15 protein-coding genes are annotated in these 18,305 nt (G+C 70.1%); 9 read left to right on the top strand and 6 right to left on the bottom strand.

All coding sequences use genetic code 11. The features are described from left to right. Nucleotides 1-10 precede the first annotated feature (10 nt). From FZ046_RS28125 to FZ046_RS05690, 7 genes are all read left to right on the top strand, one after another. Nucleotides 11-1,642: a PPE domain-containing protein gene (locus tag FZ046_RS28125; protein WP_070356079.1), complete on the top strand. Its 1,632-nt coding sequence runs from the start codon at nucleotides 11-13 to the stop codon at nucleotides 1,640-1,642. Further along, on the top strand, nucleotides 1,639-1,980 hold the full coding sequence (locus FZ046_RS05660) for a YbaB/EbfC family nucleoid-associated protein (protein WP_176749672.1): 342 nt from the start codon (nucleotides 1,639-1,641) through the stop codon (nucleotides 1,978-1,980). The genes FZ046_RS28125 and FZ046_RS05660 overlap by 4 nt, the downstream gene beginning before the upstream one ends. A 43-nt stretch (nucleotides 1,981-2,023) precedes the next feature. Beyond that, entirely contained in the window at nucleotides 2,024-3,163 is a 1,140-nt protein-coding gene (locus tag FZ046_RS05665; RefSeq protein WP_125939848.1) for an ESX-1 system-associated protein, read from the top strand. A gap of 342 nt (nucleotides 3,164-3,505) precedes the next feature. After that, complete coding sequence (locus tag FZ046_RS28275) at nucleotides 3,506-4,324, top strand: EspK C-terminal domain-containing protein (protein WP_149484206.1); 819 nt, start codon at nucleotides 3,506-3,508, stop codon at nucleotides 4,322-4,324. Nucleotides 4,325-4,396: 72 nt separating this feature from the next. Beyond that, nucleotides 4,397-5,551 carry an ESX-1 system-associated protein gene (locus FZ046_RS05680; protein ID WP_170292395.1) on the top strand — a complete coding sequence of 385 codons (1,155 nt, stop codon included), beginning with the start codon at nucleotides 4,397-4,399 and terminating at the stop codon, nucleotides 5,549-5,551. A 1,163-nt stretch (nucleotides 5,552-6,714) separates the two neighbouring features. Further along, nucleotides 6,715-7,932: an EspK C-terminal domain-containing protein gene (locus tag FZ046_RS05685; protein WP_149484208.1), complete on the top strand. Its 1,218-nt coding sequence runs from the start codon at nucleotides 6,715-6,717 to the stop codon at nucleotides 7,930-7,932. A 116-nt stretch (nucleotides 7,933-8,048) separates the two neighbouring features. After that, nucleotides 8,049-8,981, top strand: coding sequence for an alpha/beta hydrolase (locus tag FZ046_RS05690; protein ID WP_070356077.1), 933 nt, complete (start codon nucleotides 8,049-8,051; stop codon nucleotides 8,979-8,981). Here the strand turns inward: FZ046_RS05690 and FZ046_RS05695 are convergent. Genes FZ046_RS05695 through FZ046_RS05710 form a run of 4 tightly spaced genes read right to left on the bottom strand, consistent with a single transcriptional unit; the run spans nucleotide 8,953 to nucleotide 13,586 of the window. Continuing rightward, nucleotides 8,953-10,002 (bottom strand): aldo/keto reductase, encoded by a 1,050-nt coding sequence (locus FZ046_RS05695; protein WP_070356076.1) that lies wholly within the window; start codon nucleotides 10,000-10,002, stop codon nucleotides 8,953-8,955. The two genes, FZ046_RS05690 and FZ046_RS05695, sit on opposite strands and share 29 nt — an antisense overlap. A 49-nt stretch (nucleotides 10,003-10,051) precedes the next feature. Beyond that, nucleotides 10,052-11,356, bottom strand: coding sequence for an amidohydrolase family protein (locus FZ046_RS05700; RefSeq protein ID WP_149484209.1), 1,305 nt, complete (start codon nucleotides 11,354-11,356; stop codon nucleotides 10,052-10,054). Continuing rightward, a complete protein-coding gene (locus tag FZ046_RS05705) occupies nucleotides 11,350-12,531 on the bottom strand; it encodes a CoA transferase (RefSeq protein WP_149484210.1) in 1,182 nt (393 codons plus the stop codon). The genes FZ046_RS05700 and FZ046_RS05705 overlap by 7 nt, the downstream gene beginning before the upstream one ends. Nucleotides 12,532-12,551: 20 nt before the next feature. Then, a complete protein-coding gene (locus FZ046_RS05710; RefSeq protein WP_070356185.1) occupies nucleotides 12,552-13,586 on the bottom strand; it encodes a MaoC family dehydratase in 1,035 nt (344 codons plus the stop codon). 18 nt (nucleotides 13,587-13,604) lie between these two features. Here FZ046_RS05710 and FZ046_RS05715 point away from each other — a divergent pair, with 18 nt between their 5' ends. Beyond that, nucleotides 13,605-14,756, top strand: a complete 1,152-nt coding sequence (locus FZ046_RS05715; RefSeq protein ID WP_070356184.1) for an acyl-CoA dehydrogenase family protein — start codon at nucleotides 13,605-13,607, stop codon at nucleotides 14,754-14,756. Between the two features lie 54 nt (nucleotides 14,757-14,810). Here the strand turns inward: FZ046_RS05715 and FZ046_RS05720 are convergent, their stop codons facing one another. Next, on the bottom strand, nucleotides 14,811-15,689 hold the full coding sequence (locus FZ046_RS05720; RefSeq protein ID WP_407664468.1) for an enoyl-CoA hydratase/isomerase family protein: 879 nt from the start codon (nucleotides 15,687-15,689) through the stop codon (nucleotides 14,811-14,813). Further along, a complete protein-coding gene (gene fadD4, locus FZ046_RS05725) occupies nucleotides 15,689-17,209 on the bottom strand; it encodes a fatty-acid--CoA ligase FadD4 (RefSeq protein WP_070356182.1) in 1,521 nt (506 codons plus the stop codon). Before fadD4 ends, FZ046_RS05720 begins: the two co-directional genes overlap by 1 nt. A gap of 253 nt (nucleotides 17,210-17,462) precedes the next feature. Here fadD4 and FZ046_RS05730 point away from each other — a divergent pair, with 253 nt between their 5' ends. Next, the gene (locus FZ046_RS05730; RefSeq protein ID WP_070356181.1) at nucleotides 17,463-18,218 is read left to right on the top strand and encodes a hypothetical protein; all 756 of its coding nucleotides are present in this window, start codon (nucleotides 17,463-17,465) and stop codon (nucleotides 18,216-18,218) included. The last annotated feature ends 87 nt before the right edge of the window (nucleotides 18,219-18,305 follow it).

Genomic DNA, 18,305 nt, shown 5'->3' on the forward strand with positions numbered 1-18,305 from the left:
AGGAGGACGGATGTCGGGGGACGTGAAGGTCGATCCTGCGGAGCTGGACGCGAAGGCAGCCCAGATCAGCGAGCCGCCGCCGGCGGCGCCGGGTCAGCCGTTGCCGCCGTGCGCGCTGCAGGTCGCGGTCGACGCCGTGGCAGAACTCAACAAGTCGGCCGCGATGCTCGTCGGCTACGCCGCATCCGGGCAGGCGGAGGCGACGCGGCTGGCGGAAACGTTCCGCTCCGCCGCGGTCGCCTATCGGCAGATCGACGAACAGGCCGGCGCCGCAATCGATCACGGCGAGACCGCGCCGGGGATCCCGCCGGTGCAGCCGGCGCCGCCCACGACGCCGTCGATACCGCTGCCCGCGGACCCGGCGTACCAGTGCCATGCGGCGCCCATGGTGATGCTCGAACAGGCGGCCGCGGAGATCGAGATGCCGGACCAGGCAGCCTCGTTGGAGACGTTCAAATCGAATTGGGAGACCTACGCTGCCGCGCTCGAGGCGCGGTCGGCCCACTTCGACCCGGCCGGGATGACGTGGGACGGCGGGGCGGCCGAGGCGGCCTTCGCCGCCCTGCAGCGTCATCGTGACTGGCTCGGCGAAATGGCGGCGGCGGCCCGCGAGCTGGCCGGCCAAGCCGGGGACCTCGCCGCGGTGCATCGCAGCGCGAAGGACGCGCATCCGAAACTCGCCGACGTCGCGGAACTCGACGCGCGCATCATGTCGTCGACCGATGCCACCCAGCGGAGGACGCTGATGCAGTACCGGCAGGCGCTGCAGGCCGAATCCGAGCACATCCTCGGCCAATACGCGGGCAAGGCGGTGATGAAGCCGATCGAGCCGCCCAAGCCGCCGATCTGCACGCCGACGCCGCCGGCTTCGACGCGCGACAAGATGACCAAGAACAAGCGTCCGCGGGACGACGACGAGATCGCGCGAAAGAAGAAGACGTCGGCGGGCGGCGGCCAGACCGCCGCGGGAGGCGGATCCGGCAGCGGTGCCGGTGGCGGCGGTGGTTCGCAGCAGCCGGCCGCGTCCGCCGTGCCACCGAGTCCCGCCGGCGACGTGCCCGTGTCGCCGGCCGCCGCGACGGGTGGACAGCCCTCGGGTGGTGGCGCTCCCGCGGGTGGTGGGTCGCCCGCCGGTGGCGGTGCACCGGCCGGTGGCGGTGGCGCTCCTGCGGGCGGCGGATCCGGTGGCGGCATGGGCGGCCTGCCCGGTCTGCCGGATCTCGGCGGTGGCCCGCCGACCGACCTGCCCCAGCTCGACGATCCTGAGCTGAACCCGGCCTCGGCCGGTGGCGGCGGCGGGTCGGGTGGCGGCTCCGGCGGCGGCGGTGGTGGCGCCGGTCCGATGCCGCTGCAGCCGAACGTCGGCAGCGTGTCCGTGGGGCCGGCGCCGGGTCAGGCCGGAGGAGCCGCGGCTGGACCAGGTGTCGGTGGCGCCGCGCCGGGCGGCGGAATGATGGGCGGAATGGGAGGCATGGCGCCGATGCACGGGGCGGGCCAGAACCAGGGTGGCCAGGAGAAGAAGCGGTCACCGGGAGTGTCGCCGGACGAGACGCTGTACGAGGAGGACAGGCCGTGGACGGAGGCCGTGATCGGCAACCGGCCGCGGCGCCGTGAATCGGTCGAAGGCAAGGACAAGCAGTGACCGAGGACATGCATCCGCAAGTGGCGGCCGTGCTGCGGCAGGCGCAGCTGCTGCAATCAGTGATGGACGACCAGTTGGCGAAGATGAACCAGCAGACGTTCACCGCGATGGACGAGACCCGCACCGTCGAGGTGACGCTCAACGGGCACAGCTGGCTCACCGATGTCTACCTGGAGGACGGGGTGCTGCGGCTGGGCGCCGAGGTCGTCGAGAGCCGGCTGAACGAGGCGCTGCAGAAGGCCACCGCCGAGGCCGCGGAGTCGATCGAGGCCGACCGCGAGCGCATCGACTCGCTGGTCGCCGAGATCACCGCCGAGGGCGAGGAGCAGCGGTGGTGAATTGGTCCGTGTCGTCGGTAGCGCGGGCCGGAGGTTCACGCGCATGACCGTTCCGCCTTCGAGTGGCTGGCCCGACGAACCTCCCAGGCAACCGCAGTACGGACCGCTCACGGGTCACCAGCCATATGCCGGTCAGCAGCCCTATGCGCCGCAGGCACATTGGCCGCAACAACCGACGCCGCCTCCCCCGCAGAAAGGCGGCGGCGCCATCAAGTGGCTGCTGGTAGCCATCGCGGTGCTGCTGGTCATCGGCGTAACGATCAGCGCGACACTGCTCTTCACGCGTAGCGACGGGGGTGGCCCGTCCTCACCGCCGACGTCGGGGAACGCTTCGGACCTTGCGAGCGCCAATGACACGGGGCCGGTGTCGATCATTACGGAGGAGCCGACGTGCGATCGTTACATGACGATCAATGACAGCATCGCTCGGACTCAGGGCCAAGGGTGGGGCGATATCCGCGCGCAACTCGGGCGCAAGGACGAGTGGACACCAGATCAAAATATGCTCGTCGACGACGTGACGACGGCTATGTCCAACGCATCGCAGCAGATGAGTGATTTATACGATCGTACGCCGCACCGTGTAATTCGGGAACTCTATGGTCAGTTTCGAGCGTACGCGGACGCATACGCATTGAGCGTCCCGACGTACAGGCCATCAGACAACGAGCTCGCAACAGCCAACGTTGCCATTGGTAATGCGCTCGCAGCTATATGCACAACAATCGATAACGGATCGTCCGGTCGCTCGATAAACATTGGTGCCGCTGCCGAGACGCCGGATCTGTCGCAACCCGCCGCCTATGGAACAGTCGATCGGTTCGTAAGCGAGGCGGACCCAAACTGTGCGAGATGGATTACGGGCGAACAGCGACTCGACGAAGAACTATCCGATTGGTCGCGGCTGGACACTGGTAAGTCAGCGACCGAATGGACGCCGCTCGAGCGCAACATTCAAGAATCTGCCGTTGAGTTACTGCAGAATTATGCGAATGACATCGAAGGTGTCGCCGCCAGCAGTGGGAATTCGGTACTTACTGACTTAGGTTTTCTCTCCGCTCTGTATATTCGAGCGTACGTGGCGGCGAGTCCTACTTATACAGAAGCCGACAGTTGGCTCTCCAGTGCAGGACTTCGAGTGAGCAATGTGATCACGGAGAGTTGCCGCGCGACTAGCGGCTAAGTGGCCGCCACTATCGAACGTCCTACTGATGTGCACAGAGGCGGATGACGATTCGTCCCGCACTGCCCTAAGAGCAACGAGGAAGCCTGGACCAGTGAATTGATCGGTCTAGACAACTCGCCGCAACTCGAAGCCGCTGCTTACTCACTTGGCAACGCGTGGCGCCATAATTCTTTGCGGCGCTTACGCTCCGCGCTCGAAGCACCCATCGATACTTCCGCTTTGTCCGCTTCGTTCATGAATCGTCAGAGACTTGCAAGTCTGCACAGGCCGAGTCCCACGCCGCACTTGTGCGGTCAAAGACGCCCAGGTTCGGTCCCGCTGGACCGTCTTTTCCTAACGATGATCGTCCAGAAGGGGCGGCGCGGTCTACGCGTGCGACACCCAAGCCTTCTTCCCGCCGTCCCGACCGGCGCGGGCGGTGCGGGCGTGCACGCCGCGTCGACCGGCAAGACCGACGCCGCCGTCGGCGCTGCACCGGTGCCCGTCTCGGCCGCGCGCCTGGAACGCGACGCCATCGCCTCGGCAGCATCCGGCGGCGCCGGCCGCAAGGGCACCACCGGCAACACCGCGCTCATCCTCGCTCGCCGCATCGCCGCGGCCCTCAACATCGGCGTCAGCGACTTCGGCTTCTACTGGGTCACCGGCCTGACCACCGACGGGGCGATCGTCGTCGCCAACAGCTACGGCCTGGGCTACATCCCCGACGGCGTTCGCCTGCCCCCACAGGTCGCCATGGCCACCGCCGACGAAACCGTCACCCCCGCCGACCGCGCCACCTGGGCGACCTACCCCATCCTCGCCATCCAGGGCTGGGCCCGAGCCCACGGCCACACGCTGCGCGCCGTCATCGCCACCGAAGAACAATTCGCCAGCTTCGACCCCGGCGCCGCCAAGATCGACGGCCGCAGCCGAGACGACGTTCATCCCCACGGCGAGCGGCTGCAGGCGTTGCCCTCGCCGCAGCCGTGGTCTCATGACACGACTAGCGAGTGTCCCTCGCCGCGAGTCAGTAGCGCTGATCGGCTAATCGCTTTGCTGGTCGCAAGGACGAAAATTCAGCGGCGTGAACCAGGGGCGTCGGTTGCGGACAGAAGCAGTCAAATTGCCGCATTTCACGTTTCGAATTGCGTCGTATGCTGGTCGGGGCCTGCTCGGTAAACTCCGCCATGTGCGGACTCAAGACCACGGGAGTACGGATATGAGGGCACTGACCGGCGGCGGGGTGATGGCATGAACATGCCGCCGCCTCCTGGTGGTTGGCCCAATCAGCCGCCGGGACCGACCCCCGGGCAACCGCAATACGGACCGCCCACGGGTCAGCAGCCATATGCCGGTCAGCAGCCCTATGCGCCGCAGGCACATTGGCCGCAACAACCGCCGCCGCCTCCCCCGCCGAAAGGCGGCGGTGCGATCAAGTGGCTACTCGTCGCCATCGCGGTGCTGCTGGTCATCGGCGTAACCATCGGCGCGACACTGCTCTTCACGCGGAGTGACGGGGGGAACCCGTCCTCACCGCCGACGTCGGGGAACGCTTCGGACTTTGCGAGCGCGAATGACACGGGGCCGGTGTCGATTATTACTGAAGAGCCGACGTGCGAAGCGTATACAGCTATCAACAACGCTTTGGCATCGACTGAATCGAACGGTTGGAACGAGATACGTCAGACCATCGGTCCAGCGGCGACCTGGACCGAAGACCAGCGGACGATGATGTCCGGCGTAGCTCAAGCGATGCGAAACGGTGCGGAACAGGTGCTACCGCTCGCAAAGCGGACCCCCCATCGCGTGATGCGTGAACTCTATGAGCAGTTCATCGCTTATGGGCGCGCCTACGCCGAGACGATCGACACTTATACCCCTTCTAACAACTTCCTCGCCTCAACGAATGTGAACGCGGGGCGCGCGTTGATGTCGGTGTGTGACGTCATTCAGTACGGCGCAACAGACCGGATGCTTAACGTTGATGCCCTGCCTCCGCCTGACGCGACCGCCACGCCCGAGGATCTTGCCAGCCCTTCTCGCTTCTTGCTTGAGGGAAATCAAATCTGCAGCGAATGGTTAGCACAAAACGATTCGTTCAATAATGCAACCGGCGAATGGCAAGCGGCAGCATCCGATGTTGCCGCCGCTCAATGGACGCCGGAGCGACGAGCATTGCAAGAATCAACGCTTCCAAAACTCTCCGCTTACGCCAAAGATATTTACTCGCTCGGTCAGCGAAGCGCTAATCCGGTTCTAAAAGACTTCTCAAGCGCCGCTTCACTATACCTTCAAGCTTACGTTACATCGGGTGCGGCCTATGTGCCCTCCGACAGCTTTCTTGTGGCATCGGCGTTCCGCTTCGGGAATATTGTCACGTCCGCTTGCGAAGCCGCGAGCACTTAATGAGCCTACAAAGGCCGACTGACGGACGGAAGGGTGACATGACCGTTCCGCCGAAGGCCTGGCCCGAGGTGAATGAGGACGACCTTGAAGCGAGGGGGCAACTCTTTGACCGCCTCCGCTTATCAATCGACGCAGCGCTCGAGAAATGGAATATGGCGCGGACCTCGATCTTCGACGAGCGGACGTGGTCCGGATCCGCGGCCGTAGCCGCTCGGGGACGTGTACTCACCTCGATCGCGGAAATGGAGGCTCAGGCGTCTGCGACGCTTAAAGCCGCGAATTTTCACCGTCTCGCGAATCAGTCCATCGTCACCGCCAAGAGCGCCATAATTGCTATATGCAATCAAGCCCAAGCCGCCATTGACGTGACATTGGCCGCTGAGTACGAGGATGAGGATCAACGATCGTCGGATATACAAGCAATCGTCGACGCTGCGCTTGAAGCGAACAGCCACATGGTGGCTGCAGCAGCATCCGCCATTGAAGTCGGCGCCCAATTCAACGCGCCCGCAATACCGACCTTTCTGCGCACGGGCGGTGTAGGGAATGAAGCATCCGCTTCGCAAAGCAATTCATCCTCAGGCGCGCCGCAAACACGGATGTCGACCATCAAACAAGATGCGCGGGGCACTGAAGTCGCGCCAGGAACCTCGTCGTCTGCCACACATGACCGATTCTCGGAGACGCCAAAGGACAACAAAACTCCGCTAGCGACGTTCTCGAATTCGGCCGACGGTCGACAAGAAGCGAGGCCTGAACGCGGACCTTCATCCCAGCATGAAGGTCCGCCAGTAGCCAGCGCAGCGCAGTCAAATGAGCGGGGTGGCGGGCAACGATCCACACAAAGAATGCCGCCTCCGACGTGGGCGCTGCCTCACAGTCGTGACGGCGGGACCGCACCCTTCATGCCGAGTGCGAGCAGCCCGGCCGGACCCGTCGCATCTGTAAGCCCAAGCGGCCAGTCCGCCCCAGCCGCTGGCGGGGTCACGGCGCCAAGCGGACAGAGCGCCAGCTCTGGTGCAAGCGCCCAGCTTTCATCCCCGTCAGACACCAAGCCCTCCCAAGCCTCCGGCGCAAGCAAGGAAGCCCAACAATCGGCATCGTCCGGCGCCGAGCCCGGCAAGGCAACCGGCGCCGGGGGCGGCAACGACCTGGCGAAGGCCATGCAGAACGCGAATCCCGTTGCGACGGCCCAACAGCCGACCGTCCCGGCAGCGTCGACGCCGCTGCCCCCGGTGACCCAACCGGCCATGCCGGCCGACCCGTCCGCGGCAACGCCGGCGGCGAACACGGCAGCCCATGCCAACGCGGGCAGCGCGGGCCACGCCGGCGGCGGCGCCATGGGCGGGACCGGCGGCGGCATGCCCGCCGCCGCCCCACCGGTCAACACCCCACCACCCGCCATGCCGCTGGCACCACCGGCCACCCCGTCACCCGCGGCGCCCACTGCTCCCGGCGGCGGGCCCATCGCCACCCCCGCCACGGCGACCGGCGCGGGCGGTCCGGGCGTGCACGCCGCGTCGACCGGCAAGACCGACGCCGCCGTCGGCGCGGCACCGGTGCCCGTCTCGGCCGCGCGTCTGGAACGCGACGCCATCGCCTCGGCAGCATCCGGCGGCGCCGGCCGCAAGGGCACCACCGGCAACACCGCGCTCATTCTCGCTCGCCGCATCGCCGCGGCCCTCAACATCGGCGTCAGCGACTTCGGCTTCTACTGGGTCACCGGCCTGACCACCGACGGGGCGATCGTCGTCGCCAACAGCTACGGCCTGGGCTACATCCCCGACGGCGTTCGCCTGCCCCCACAGGTCGCCATGGCCACCGCCGACGAAACCGTCACCCCCGCCGACCGCGCCACCTGGGCGACCTACCCCATCCTCGCCATCCAGGGCTGGGCCCGAGCCCACGGCCACACGCTGCGCGCCGTCATCGCCACCGAAGAACAATTCGCCAGCTTCGACCCCGGCGCCGCCAAGATCGTTCTGCGCCCCGACGACATCCCCACCACCGGCGCGATGGACGGCCGCACCCGACTCGAGGTCATCTCCCCGCAAGCCGCCGCCCGCCTCGCCGCCGTGCCCGACGCCGCGCTCACGGACCTGCTCCCACCGGCCCCCGCCGATACCAACGCACCCGTCGACAAGTCGAACGCCCTCTGGTTCGAACTCATCAAGCCGCTCATGGTCACCTTCCCGGAGCGCGCCGGCGTCCACCTCCGAGCCTTCGTCGCCTACGCCGAGCACGCACAGGAACTGGCCCTGCATCGCGCCCACGTCGCCGCGGACGCCGCCGCCCAACGCGCCGCCATCGCCGACTGGGTCTACTGGCAGCACCTCGCCGTCCTCATGTGGGAAGCCACCGAGGCCAACGCCGCCGTCTGACGACCGACCCGGCGACCACACTCCCGACAGCCACCGACGCCCCAAGCCCCAGCCCGACCCCCGAGCCGCCAACCGCCATTCGCGGCAACGCTCACCGACCGCGACTGAGCCGACGTATGTTCGACGGCGTGGACGACTTCCATCCCGAACTGCGCCGCGCCGCCCGCTACGTCCCCCGCACCGTCATCACCCGACGGACGCTGCCGACGGTCCGGCGCATGTCGAAGTTGATGGCCCGCAAGACGCCCGCCGACGTGGACGTGCTGACGCTGAGTTCCGGCGTCGGCGTCCGCCTGCACCGCCCGCACCCCGGCGCTGCGCCGGGCCCCGGCCTGCTGTGGATCCACGGCGGCGGCTACGTCATCGGCAGCCCCGGCCAGGACGACCTGCTGTGCCGCCGCTTCGCGCGCGAACTGGGCGTCACGGTCGCGGCCGTCCGGTACCGCCTCGCGCCGGAGAACCCGTACCCCGCCGCACTCGAGGACTGCCACGAAGCGCTCACCTGGCTGGCGACGCTGCCCGCCGTCGACCCGACGCGGGTGGCCATCGGCGGCGCGAGCGCGGGCGGCGGGCTGGCCGCCGCGCTGGCGTTCATGGCGCGCGACCGCGGCGAGGTCGACGTCATGGCGCAGCTGCTGGTCTACCCGATGCTCGACGACCGTTCCGCTCACCGGCCCGGGCTCGACCACCCCAACCACCGGCTGTGGACGCAGTCGGCCAACGTGTTCGGCTGGGCGTCCTACCTCGGCGGCGCCGACCCCGACGTCGCCGTCCCGGCGCGCCGCACCGACCTCGCCGGGCTCCCGCCGGCATGGATCGGCGTCGGCACCTTCGACTTGTTCCACGACGAGGACCTCGCCTACGCCGAACGGCTGCGCGCCGCGGGAGTGGAGTGCGACGTGGAGGTGGTGCCGGGCGCCTTCCACGGCTTCGACGGGCTGGCGCCCAAGGCCACGGTGACGCGGGACTTCATCGCCTGCGAGGTGGAGTTCCTACGGCGCCGCTTCGCGTCGGATACCGCTACGCCACGGGAAACGGCCGGCGCCTGAACCCGTCGCCGCCGAGCGCGACGCCACCCATCTCTTCGATCTGCTCGTGCGGCTGCCCCAGCGGGATGCGGCTCATGTCGTCGAGCCGCTGATAGTGCTCACCGAGGTCCACCTCGCGGGCCGCGAGGTAGTCGTCGAGTTGGGCGAGCGTGCGCGGCCCGATGATCGGGACCACGCCGGTCGGTGAGCGGCGGGCACGCTCCAGCAGCCACGCCACCGCGACGCGCGCCGCGGGGACCCCGATGTCGTCGGCGGCGGCGAGCACGGCGTCGACCACCGCGGCCTTCGCCGGCCCGTCCTCGGTGTGCACGACGCGGTTCCACTCGGTGAGCCTGCCCTCGCCGCCGCTGCGGTACTTCCCGGTGAGCAGGCCGCCGCCGAGCGGGGACCACAGCGCCGCACCGATGCCGAGCGCCTCGGCCATCGGCAGGTTGTCCCGGTCGGCGCTGCGCTCGACCAGGCTGTACTCGATCTGCACGGCCGCGATGGGCGCCCACCCGCGCAGTTCGGCGATCGTCTGGCCGCGGGCGGTGAGCCACGCGGGGAAGTTCGACAGGCCGGCGTAGAGCACCTTGCCCGAGCGCACCAAGTCGTCGAACGCGCGGACGATCTCCTCGACCGGCGTGACGAAGTCCGGCCAGTGCACCCACAGCAGGTCGACGTAATCGGTGTCGAGGCGGCGCAGGCTGTTCTCCACCGAGCGGACCATCGCCCGGCGGCCATTGCCGGTCTGCAGCGGGCCGCTGCCCTCGGCCGTGCCGCCGACGGCGTACTTGGTGGCGAGCGTGAACTGGTCGCGCCTCCCGGTCAGCAGCCGGCCGAGGATCTCCTCGGACTCGCCGGCCTGGTAGCTCGCGGCGGTATCGAGGAACGTGCCGCCCGCCTCGGCGAAGCGGTCGAGGATGGCGCGAGCCGCCTCGGGCTCGGCCCCGTAACCCCACCGGGTGCCGAAGTTGCCGGCGCCCAGCGCCAGCTCGGATACGCGTAGGCCGTTGGTGCGGCCGAAGGTGAAGTGCTCCATGGCAGCAGCAAGGTCGGCATCGCTGGGTTCATTCCCAGATACCCAGAACTCACAGGCGGTCGTACGCGAGCCGGCCCTCGACGAGCGTCGCCGCGACCCGTTCCCCGCTGAGGTCGGCCAGCACCTCGTCGGGCCCGCCGTCCAGGAGAGCCAGGTCCGCCGGCTGACCCGCCTCGACCGTCCGCGGGTGGTTCGGGTGTTCCGCGTCGCCGTGGAAGAGGCGCAGTGCGACGCTCGCCGGCACGGTTTCCGCCGCGCCGAGCACCGCACCCGACGGGGTGGTCCTCCGTACCGCGGCACGCATCGCCGCCCACGGGTCGGGGTCGCCGAAGGGCAGGTCGGTGGACAGCGTCACCGCGACGCCGGCGTCGAGCAGCGAACGCAGCCGCCACAGGTCGCGGAGTTCGGCGGCGGGGACGTCGGCCAGGTACTGATCGCCGCGCTCGGCGACGAAGTTGGGTTGCGTCGCAACCACGACGCCCAGGTCGGCGATGTCGGCGAGGCAATCGTCGGGGACGACGGCGGCGTGTTCGATGCGATCGCCCGGCACCGGACCCGCCGCGCGCAGCGCAGCGAGGGTGACCACCAGCTGAGGCGCCGTCACGCAGTGCACGGCCACCGTGCCGCCGGCCGCGTGGCGGGCCGACACCCAGGCGGTCAGCTCGTCGAGGTCCAGGCCGTCGTCGTGCAGGATCCGCTTGCCCGGCGCCAGGCAGTACACCCGCTGCAGCAGCTCACCGCGCCGGTGCGCCTCGGCGAGCGCGACGACGTCGGCGACCCCGAGGTCCGGGGTCGCGTCGGTGACGCCGGTGACCCCGTGCCGTGCGAGGCGGCGGCTCACCTCGGCCAGCCCGAGGTCGCGCCGCGCCAGGGCGGCGGTCCAGGCGCGGTCGGCGCTGCGCAGCCGGCCGTCCGGGTGGCCGGGCAGCCCGACGGCCGCCAGCCCGGCGGAGTTCAGCGTCCACAGCACGCCGGTGCGGTGCTGCACCCGCACCGGGACGTCCGCACGCACCGCGTCCACGTCGTCGCGGTGCAGCGGGCCCGCGACCGCCTCGTGGTAGCCGACGGCACGGATCCACCCGTCGGGCCCGGGCGCCGCCGCGGCCAGCACGCGGCGCAGGTCGTCGGGCCCGGCGACGTCGCGCGGGCCGACCGCCACCGAAGTCAGCGCCGCGGCCGCCGAGTGCAGGTGCACGTGGTGGTCGTGCAGGCCCGGGATCAGCGTGCGGTGCGCGGCGTCGAGGACGTCCTCGCCCGGTGTGGGCGAAAGGTGGTCGGCCACCGCGACGATGCGGCCGTCCACCCGGACGTCGACGACGCGACCGTCCAGCAGGGTCGCACGCTGAATCAGCATGTTGGGCAACGCCGTTCGTCGAGCAGCCGGCGCACGGCGGACCAGTCGCCGTCGAGCGCCGACGCGGGCGGCGCCGGTGGCGGCGGCACGGGCGGGCGCGCATCGGCGCGGCCGTCGTCGGCGGTCTCCGGCAACGCGGCGTACGTCGCGGCGACGGCGGACATCGCCACGCGGATCTCCTCGCCGCCACCGCGGTGCAGCGACTCGGCGACCGCCACCGCCGCGTGCAGCCCGGTGAGCGGATCGGCGATCGCGTCGGCGCAGAAGACCGGGCCGGCGGCGCTGCGGCCGACCAGTCCGGCGGCGACCGCGGCGTCGTCGCCGAACGCCACCCTCCCCTCGGCCGCGTGGCCGGTGATCGTCACCCAGACCCGGCCCGGCCGGCCGGCCACGTCGTCGGGGCCCAGGCCGCGGCGGCGCAGTGCCGACGGCTTGGACGACTCGACCACCACGTCCGCGGCGGACAGCAGAGCCCGCATCGCGTCGACGTCGTCGAATGACGCGGTGCAGCAGAGTTTTCCATGATTCAGCCAGTCGAACACCGCGCGCGGTCCGCGCCGGGTGCCGTCCGGCCTCCCGGGGCTCTCCACCTTGACGACCGTGGCCCCGGCGCGGCGGAGCAGCTGCGCGCAGGACGGGCCCGCCCACATCGAGGAGAGGTCGACGACGAGCAGCCCAACCGGTCGGCACGGTGCGTGCCGCTCCCCGGCCGCCCGCACGACGGGAGCGGCGGGCGCCGCCTCTCCCAGTGCGGCGCAGGGCAGGTCGAGCAGCCGGGCCCGGGCGACGGCGTCGGTGACCGTCGTGCCCGCGGCCCATCGGGCGACGTCGGCCCACGAATCGTCCGTCGCGTGGTCGGTCTCGACCAGCGCCGGGACCGCGGCGACGTCGTCCGGCCGCGACAACGTCAAAGCCCACCAGCCATCGGTGGCGCGCAGCAGGCGGGTGGCGCCGCCGGCGGACACCCGGCCGCGGCGGGTCAGCCCCAGCAGCCCGGCCCGGCCGGTGAGCAGTTCGGAGGCGGACGCCGCGGTGCCGGTCAGCGCCGACCACCGGGCGGTCACCGCGTCGGCCCGGGCGAGCACGGCGGCGCGGGACACGTCCGCAGCGCCGTCGGGCAGCCCGGTCAGCCAGGCCAGCCCGCTGGCGCGCCACGCTGCGGCGTCGTCGGTCACCCCGCCATCATCCCCGGTGCTCAGAACCAGAGGGCGGTGAATCTCCAGTCCAGCACCGGACGGTCCGGCTCGCCGCCCTCGGCGACCGCGTGCACCACTGACCGCAGGTCGAGGACGCCGCCGCGTCCGCCGTCGAGCGGGCGGGCGGCCTCCACGTGGATCTCGCTACTCAGGGTGTCGCCCTCGTACACCGGCCCGGTGTGCGCGCACGACGTCCAGCCCAGCACCGTGGCGAGATTCGGCAGCACGCGGGTGGCCTGCGCGAGCGCGAGGCCGATGGTGTGGCCGCCGTAGACCAGCCGTCGGCCGCCGACGCGCCAATCATGATGCGTCGCAGCGATGTTGGTCGTGAGACGGGCCAGTTCCGGCGCGCTGGTCACCACGTCGGCGGTGCTGCGGAGCACCGTGCCCGCCAGCGCCGCGTCGAAGTGGGGCCCGGGCACCCGGGTCCGGAACACGTCGGCGTCCCAGTCGCGGGTCGGGTCGGGCGCCGCGACCACGGCCCCCACCCCGTCGAGGTCGTCGCCGTGGCCGGTATCGGCGACGCCGTCGGACAGCGGCAGCATGGCGCAGCGGTGGAAGTCGAGCACCAGGCGGTCGGCCTGGTCGATCGTCGTCATCCGCAACGCCGCCAGCCCGGTGCGCGGCCGCCCCGGCTTGGGGGAGTTCTGTTTCAGCGCAACCACTTCGGTACGGGTGAACAGGGTGTCACCAAGTACCGGGAAGCGGTGGAACACCAGGCCGCGATAGAACAGGTTGGCCGTGACGCGCTGCGTGACGATCGTCGACTGCCCGATCGCCACGTCGCAGACGTAACCCGGATGGGCCAGCGCGGCGGGTGCTCCGGTGACGGCGTGGCTGAGCGCGGCGTCGAGCGGCAACCGCAATCGATCCCCGACGATGGCCTGGTGCACGGCCGCGGCGCCCGCCGTGAGCGTCACCGACGGCGCGGCGTCGAACACCTGCCCGACGGCCAGGTCGTCGAAGTACGGACCCCCGGGAAGCAGGCCGGTCGTGGTCACGGGAAGCCATGCTGGCAGCGCGTTCTCCGGCATGTCAACATGTCGGTACCCATGAACTCACTCGACGACGACGAGGCCATGCTCGTCGACACCGTCCGCGCCTTCATCGACCGCGACGTGAAACCCACGGTGCGCGAGGTCGAACACGCCAACGCCTATCCCGAGGCGTGGATCGAGCAGATGAAGCACATCGGCATCTACGGTCTCGCGGTCCCGGAGTCCTACGGCGGCTCGCCGGTCTCGACGCGGTGCTACGCGCTGGTCACCCAGGAGCTGGCCCGCGGCTGGATGAGCCTCGCCGGCGCCATGGGCGGGCACACCGTGGTGGCCAAACTGCTCGACCTGTACGGCACCGAGGACCAGAAGCAGCGGTACCTGCCGCCGATGGCCACCGGCGAGCTGCGCGCGACCATGGCGCTGACCGAGCCGGGCGGCGGTTCGGACCTGCAGAACATGATCACCGTCGCGCGCGCCGACGGCGACGAGCTGGTGATCACCGGCGCGAAGACGTGGATCTCCAACGCCCGGCGGTCCGGGCTGATCGCGCTGCTGTGCAAGACCGATCCGGCGGCGACGCCGAAGCACCGCGGCATCTCGATCGTGCTCGCCGAACACGGTCCCGGACTGGAGGTCTCGCGCGACCTGCCGAAGCTCGGCTACAAGGGCGTCGAGTCCTGCGAGCTGTCCTTCGACGGCTACCGCGCGCCCGTCACGGCGATCCTCGGGGGCGAGCCGGGGCACGGTTTCGCGCAGATGATGAAGGGCCTCGAAACGGGCCGCATTCAGGTGGCCTCGCGCGCGCTCGGGGTCGCGACGGCCGCGCTGGAGGACGCGCTCGCCTACGCCCAGGACCGGGAGAGCTTCGGACAGCCGATCTGGAAGCACCAGGCCGTCGGCCACTACCTCGCCGACATGGCGACCAAGCTGACCGCGGCCCGGCAGCTGGTGCTCTACGCCGCCGACCGCTACGACAGCGGTGAGCGCGCCGACATGGAGGCCGGCATGGCGAAGCTGTTCGCGTCGGAGACGGCGATGGAGATCGCGCTCAACGCCGTCCGCATCCACGGCGGCTACGGCTACTCCACCGAGTACGACGTCGAGCGGTACTTCCGCGACGCCCCGCTGATGATCGTCGGCGAGGGCACCAACGAGATCCAGCGCAACGTCATCGCCGCCCAACTGGTGTCCCGCGGCGGCCTCTAGCCGGGATTCACGAGCGGTTTCGATCGCTGAGCGAACGCGAGCGCTCGTGAATCGCTAGGTGACGGCGTCGACGAGGCCCCAGGCGAGCGCGGTGGCGGCGTCGATCGTCGCTCCGCTGAGCACCAGGTAGGCGGTGCGCCACCGGCCGATCCGGCGGGTGATGCTCACCGTGCCACCGGCGCCCGGCAGCAGGCCCAGCGCGAGTTCGGGCAGCCCGAGCGTGGCGTCGGCTAGGCAGGTGACGTGACCGCAGAACGCCGCCATCTCCAGGCCGCTGCCGAGCACCTGACCGTGCACCTCGGCGCGGCAGGCGGGGCCGAGGCGGGCGGCGATCTCGTCGAGGACCAGCGCCGGTGAGTGCCGGGTGCGTGCGAGGTGCGCCGAGGCCGGGTCGGTGAAGCTGCCGAACTCCGCGAGATCGCCTCCGCTGCAGAAGGATCGGCCGTTGCCGGAGAGCACCACCTCGGTGACCGACGGGTCGACGCGCGCGACCTCGAGCGCCTCCAACAGCGCCGCGCGCGCCGGCGTCGAGAAGGCGTTGTGCCGGGCCGGACGGTTGAACCGGACGTGCAGCGTGCCGCCGTCGCGGTCGGCGACGACGGGGTCCGGTTCGACCGGCGCCGACGCCGGGCCGCGCTCGGCCAGCCAGCGGGCGAACTCGGGACCGGCCTGCAACGTCGAGTAGGCCAGCGATTCGGTGACCACGCCGCCGAACGCCGGCGCCGCCGGGTCGACCGCGCGCAGCACGTCGTCGCAGACCGCCGCGGCGTGCGGCCACCGGGCGACGCGCTCGCGCAGCAGCGTCAGCGTCGCCTCGACCGACGGCACGGTGACCACGCGCCGATCCTCGCTCGGCTGCTCGGCCAGCGAGAAGGTGGCGTCCTCGGCGGTGGCCGCGGCGACGAGCGTCCCGTCGGCGACGCTGAGGTGGATCACGAGTACTTCTTGATCAACTCCTGCTTGTACAGCTTGCCGGTGTCGGTGCGCGGCAGCTGCGGCTCGAAGGAGATCGAGCGGGGGCACTTGTAGTGGGTGAGCCGGTCGCGCAGCCAGGCGGTCAGCTCGGCGGCGAACTCCTCGGTGGCGTCGGCCGGATCCACCGGCTGTACGACGGCCTTGACGCTCTGCCCCATCTCGTCGTCCGGGATGCCGAACACCGCGGCGTCCATCACCCGGGGATGGGTGACGAGCATGTTCTCCGCCTCCTGCGGATAGATGTTCACGCCGCCGGAGATGATCATGTGGTGCCGGCGGTCGGTGAGGTACAGGTAGCCCTCGTCGTCCACGTACCCGATGTCGCCCACCGTCTTCCAGCCGCGGGCGTCGCGGGACGAGGCGGTCTTGTCCGGGTCGTTGAGGTACTCGAAGTCGAAGCCGCCCTCGAAGTAGATCTCGCCGGGTTCGCCCGGCGGTAGCTCGTTGCCGTTCTCGTCGAGGATGTGCACCGGGCCCGCCATCGAGCGGCCGACGGAGCCGGGGTGGGTGAGCCACTCCTCGGCGGTGATCAGCGTAGAACCGTGCGCCTCAGAGGAGGCGTAGTACTCGTCGATGATCGGGCCCCACCAGTCGATCATCTGCTTCTTGATCTCCACCGGGCACGGGGCGGCGGCGTGCATGACCCGCTCCAGGCTCGACACGTCGTACGAATCCCGCACGGATTGCGGCAGTTTCAGCATCCGGGTGAACATGACGGGCACGAACTGGCCGTGCGTAACCCGGTGCCGCTGAATCGCCTCCAGGGTGCCCTCGGCGTCGAACTTGTCCAGCACGACGGTGGTGATGCCGGCGGCCTGCACCTGCATCGACCACACCGACGGCGCCGTGTGGTACAGCGGCGCGGGGCTGAGGTACACCGCGTCGGGGTGCATCCAGAACCCGATGAGCGCGGCCATCAGGCCGGGCGACTCCGACGGCGGCACGTGCGGCAGCGCGCGCTTGATGCCCTTCGGCCGGCCGGTGGTCCCCGACGAGTACTGCAGCAGGTCGCCTTCGATCTCGTCGTCGATCGGGGTCTCGGGATGTCCGGTGACGGCCTCCGGGTAGCGCTGCCAGCCGTCGAGGTCGCCGTCGGCGATCAGCAGCACCGCGGGCAGACCGTTCGGCAGGTGCTCGGCGAGGTTCTCCAGCGTCTTGGTCAGCGCGGCCGACCCGACGATGGCCTTGGCCGCGCTGTTGTCGATGATGTACGCCGCCTCGGCCGCGGTCAGGTGGGTGTTGATCGGCACGTAGTACAGGCCCGACCGCCGCGCCGCCCACATGACGGCGTGCATGTGCGGGTTGTTCTCCATGAGGATCGCGACCGCGTCACCCTCCACCAGACCCGCGGCGCGGAAGTGGTGCGCCAGTTGATTGGCGCGGGCTTCCAGTTGCCCGAAGGTGACGACCGCACCCGACGGATGCATCACGACGGCGGGCTTGTCGGGAGTGGCGGCGGCGGTGTCGCGGATCTGCATGACCTGACTGTACGACGGGCCCTCACCGGCGCGGACGCCGACGCCCGAAAAACTTGACGCGCGTCAAGAGTGCGCTTCACCAGTGTGTGTCACGCGTTGTGGCAGCTGCGTTGCAGCAACGTCAAAAGCCATTGCGATATCCGCCTCACAACACGGTTTATGCAGTTGAAAGACTTTACTGATCCCATAGGACTTGTTGCGCACACGGTTTTGGTTAATACTCACTGGTAACCGAGTGACAGGGGTGCCCGCCATGACCGTGACGTCGACCGATCGTCGGCACGCCGTGTCCGCCGACCTGCAGGGCGCCGAGGACCGCGTCGCCGCACGGATCGCCGACGCCGGCTACGCCCGGCTCACCGACGCCGTCGACCGGCCCTGGCTGCGCGCCGCCCACGACCTCGCCACGGCCGTCAACCGCCCCGGTGCACAGGAGGTGCTCCTCGAGGGCCTGACCGCGGCCGACGGCGATGCCATCGACGCGGTGCTCACCGACCGCGCGCTGACCGACTTCCTCGAGGGCGTCGCCACCCGCCTGCACCCCGCCGCCGATCCGGACGACCGGCACGTCGACGTGTCGTTGCGCGTCGTCAACGGACCCGACCAGCACGACGGCCCGCTGTGGTTCCACTACGACGCCACGGTCCTGACCGTCGTCTTCCCGATCGACATCCCGGTGGCCGCACCCGGCGAATCCGGAGAGCTGGTGCTCTACCCCAACCGGCGGCCGTTCCGGCGGTTCGTGCTCACCAACATCGTCGAGAAGATGGTCATGCAGAGCGACGTCTACCGGCGTCGCCACTCACCAGCGCAGCCCGCCACCGTGGTGCCGCTGGAACCCGGCAGTGCCTACGTGTTCTCCGGCTACCGGTCGTACCACGCGACGCTGCCGTGCCCGGTGGGCACGCGGCGCGTCACGCTGATGGTGCACTACAAGGACGCCCACTCGGGCAGCCGGCTGCTCCGCGGCTCGAAGGGCCTCTACCACCGGCTCATCGGCAAGGACTGACGCGCGGGCCGCGGGGGGCCCGCGCGTCTACGACTACTCCGCCTCACCCGTCGAGCGGGTTCCTCCTCGGGCCCTGGGGGGCCCGCA

The sequence above is a fragment of the Mycolicibacterium grossiae genome (assembly GCF_008329645.1).
Taxonomy (GTDB): Bacteria; Actinomycetota; Actinomycetes; order Mycobacteriales; family Mycobacteriaceae; genus Mycobacterium; species Mycobacterium grossiae.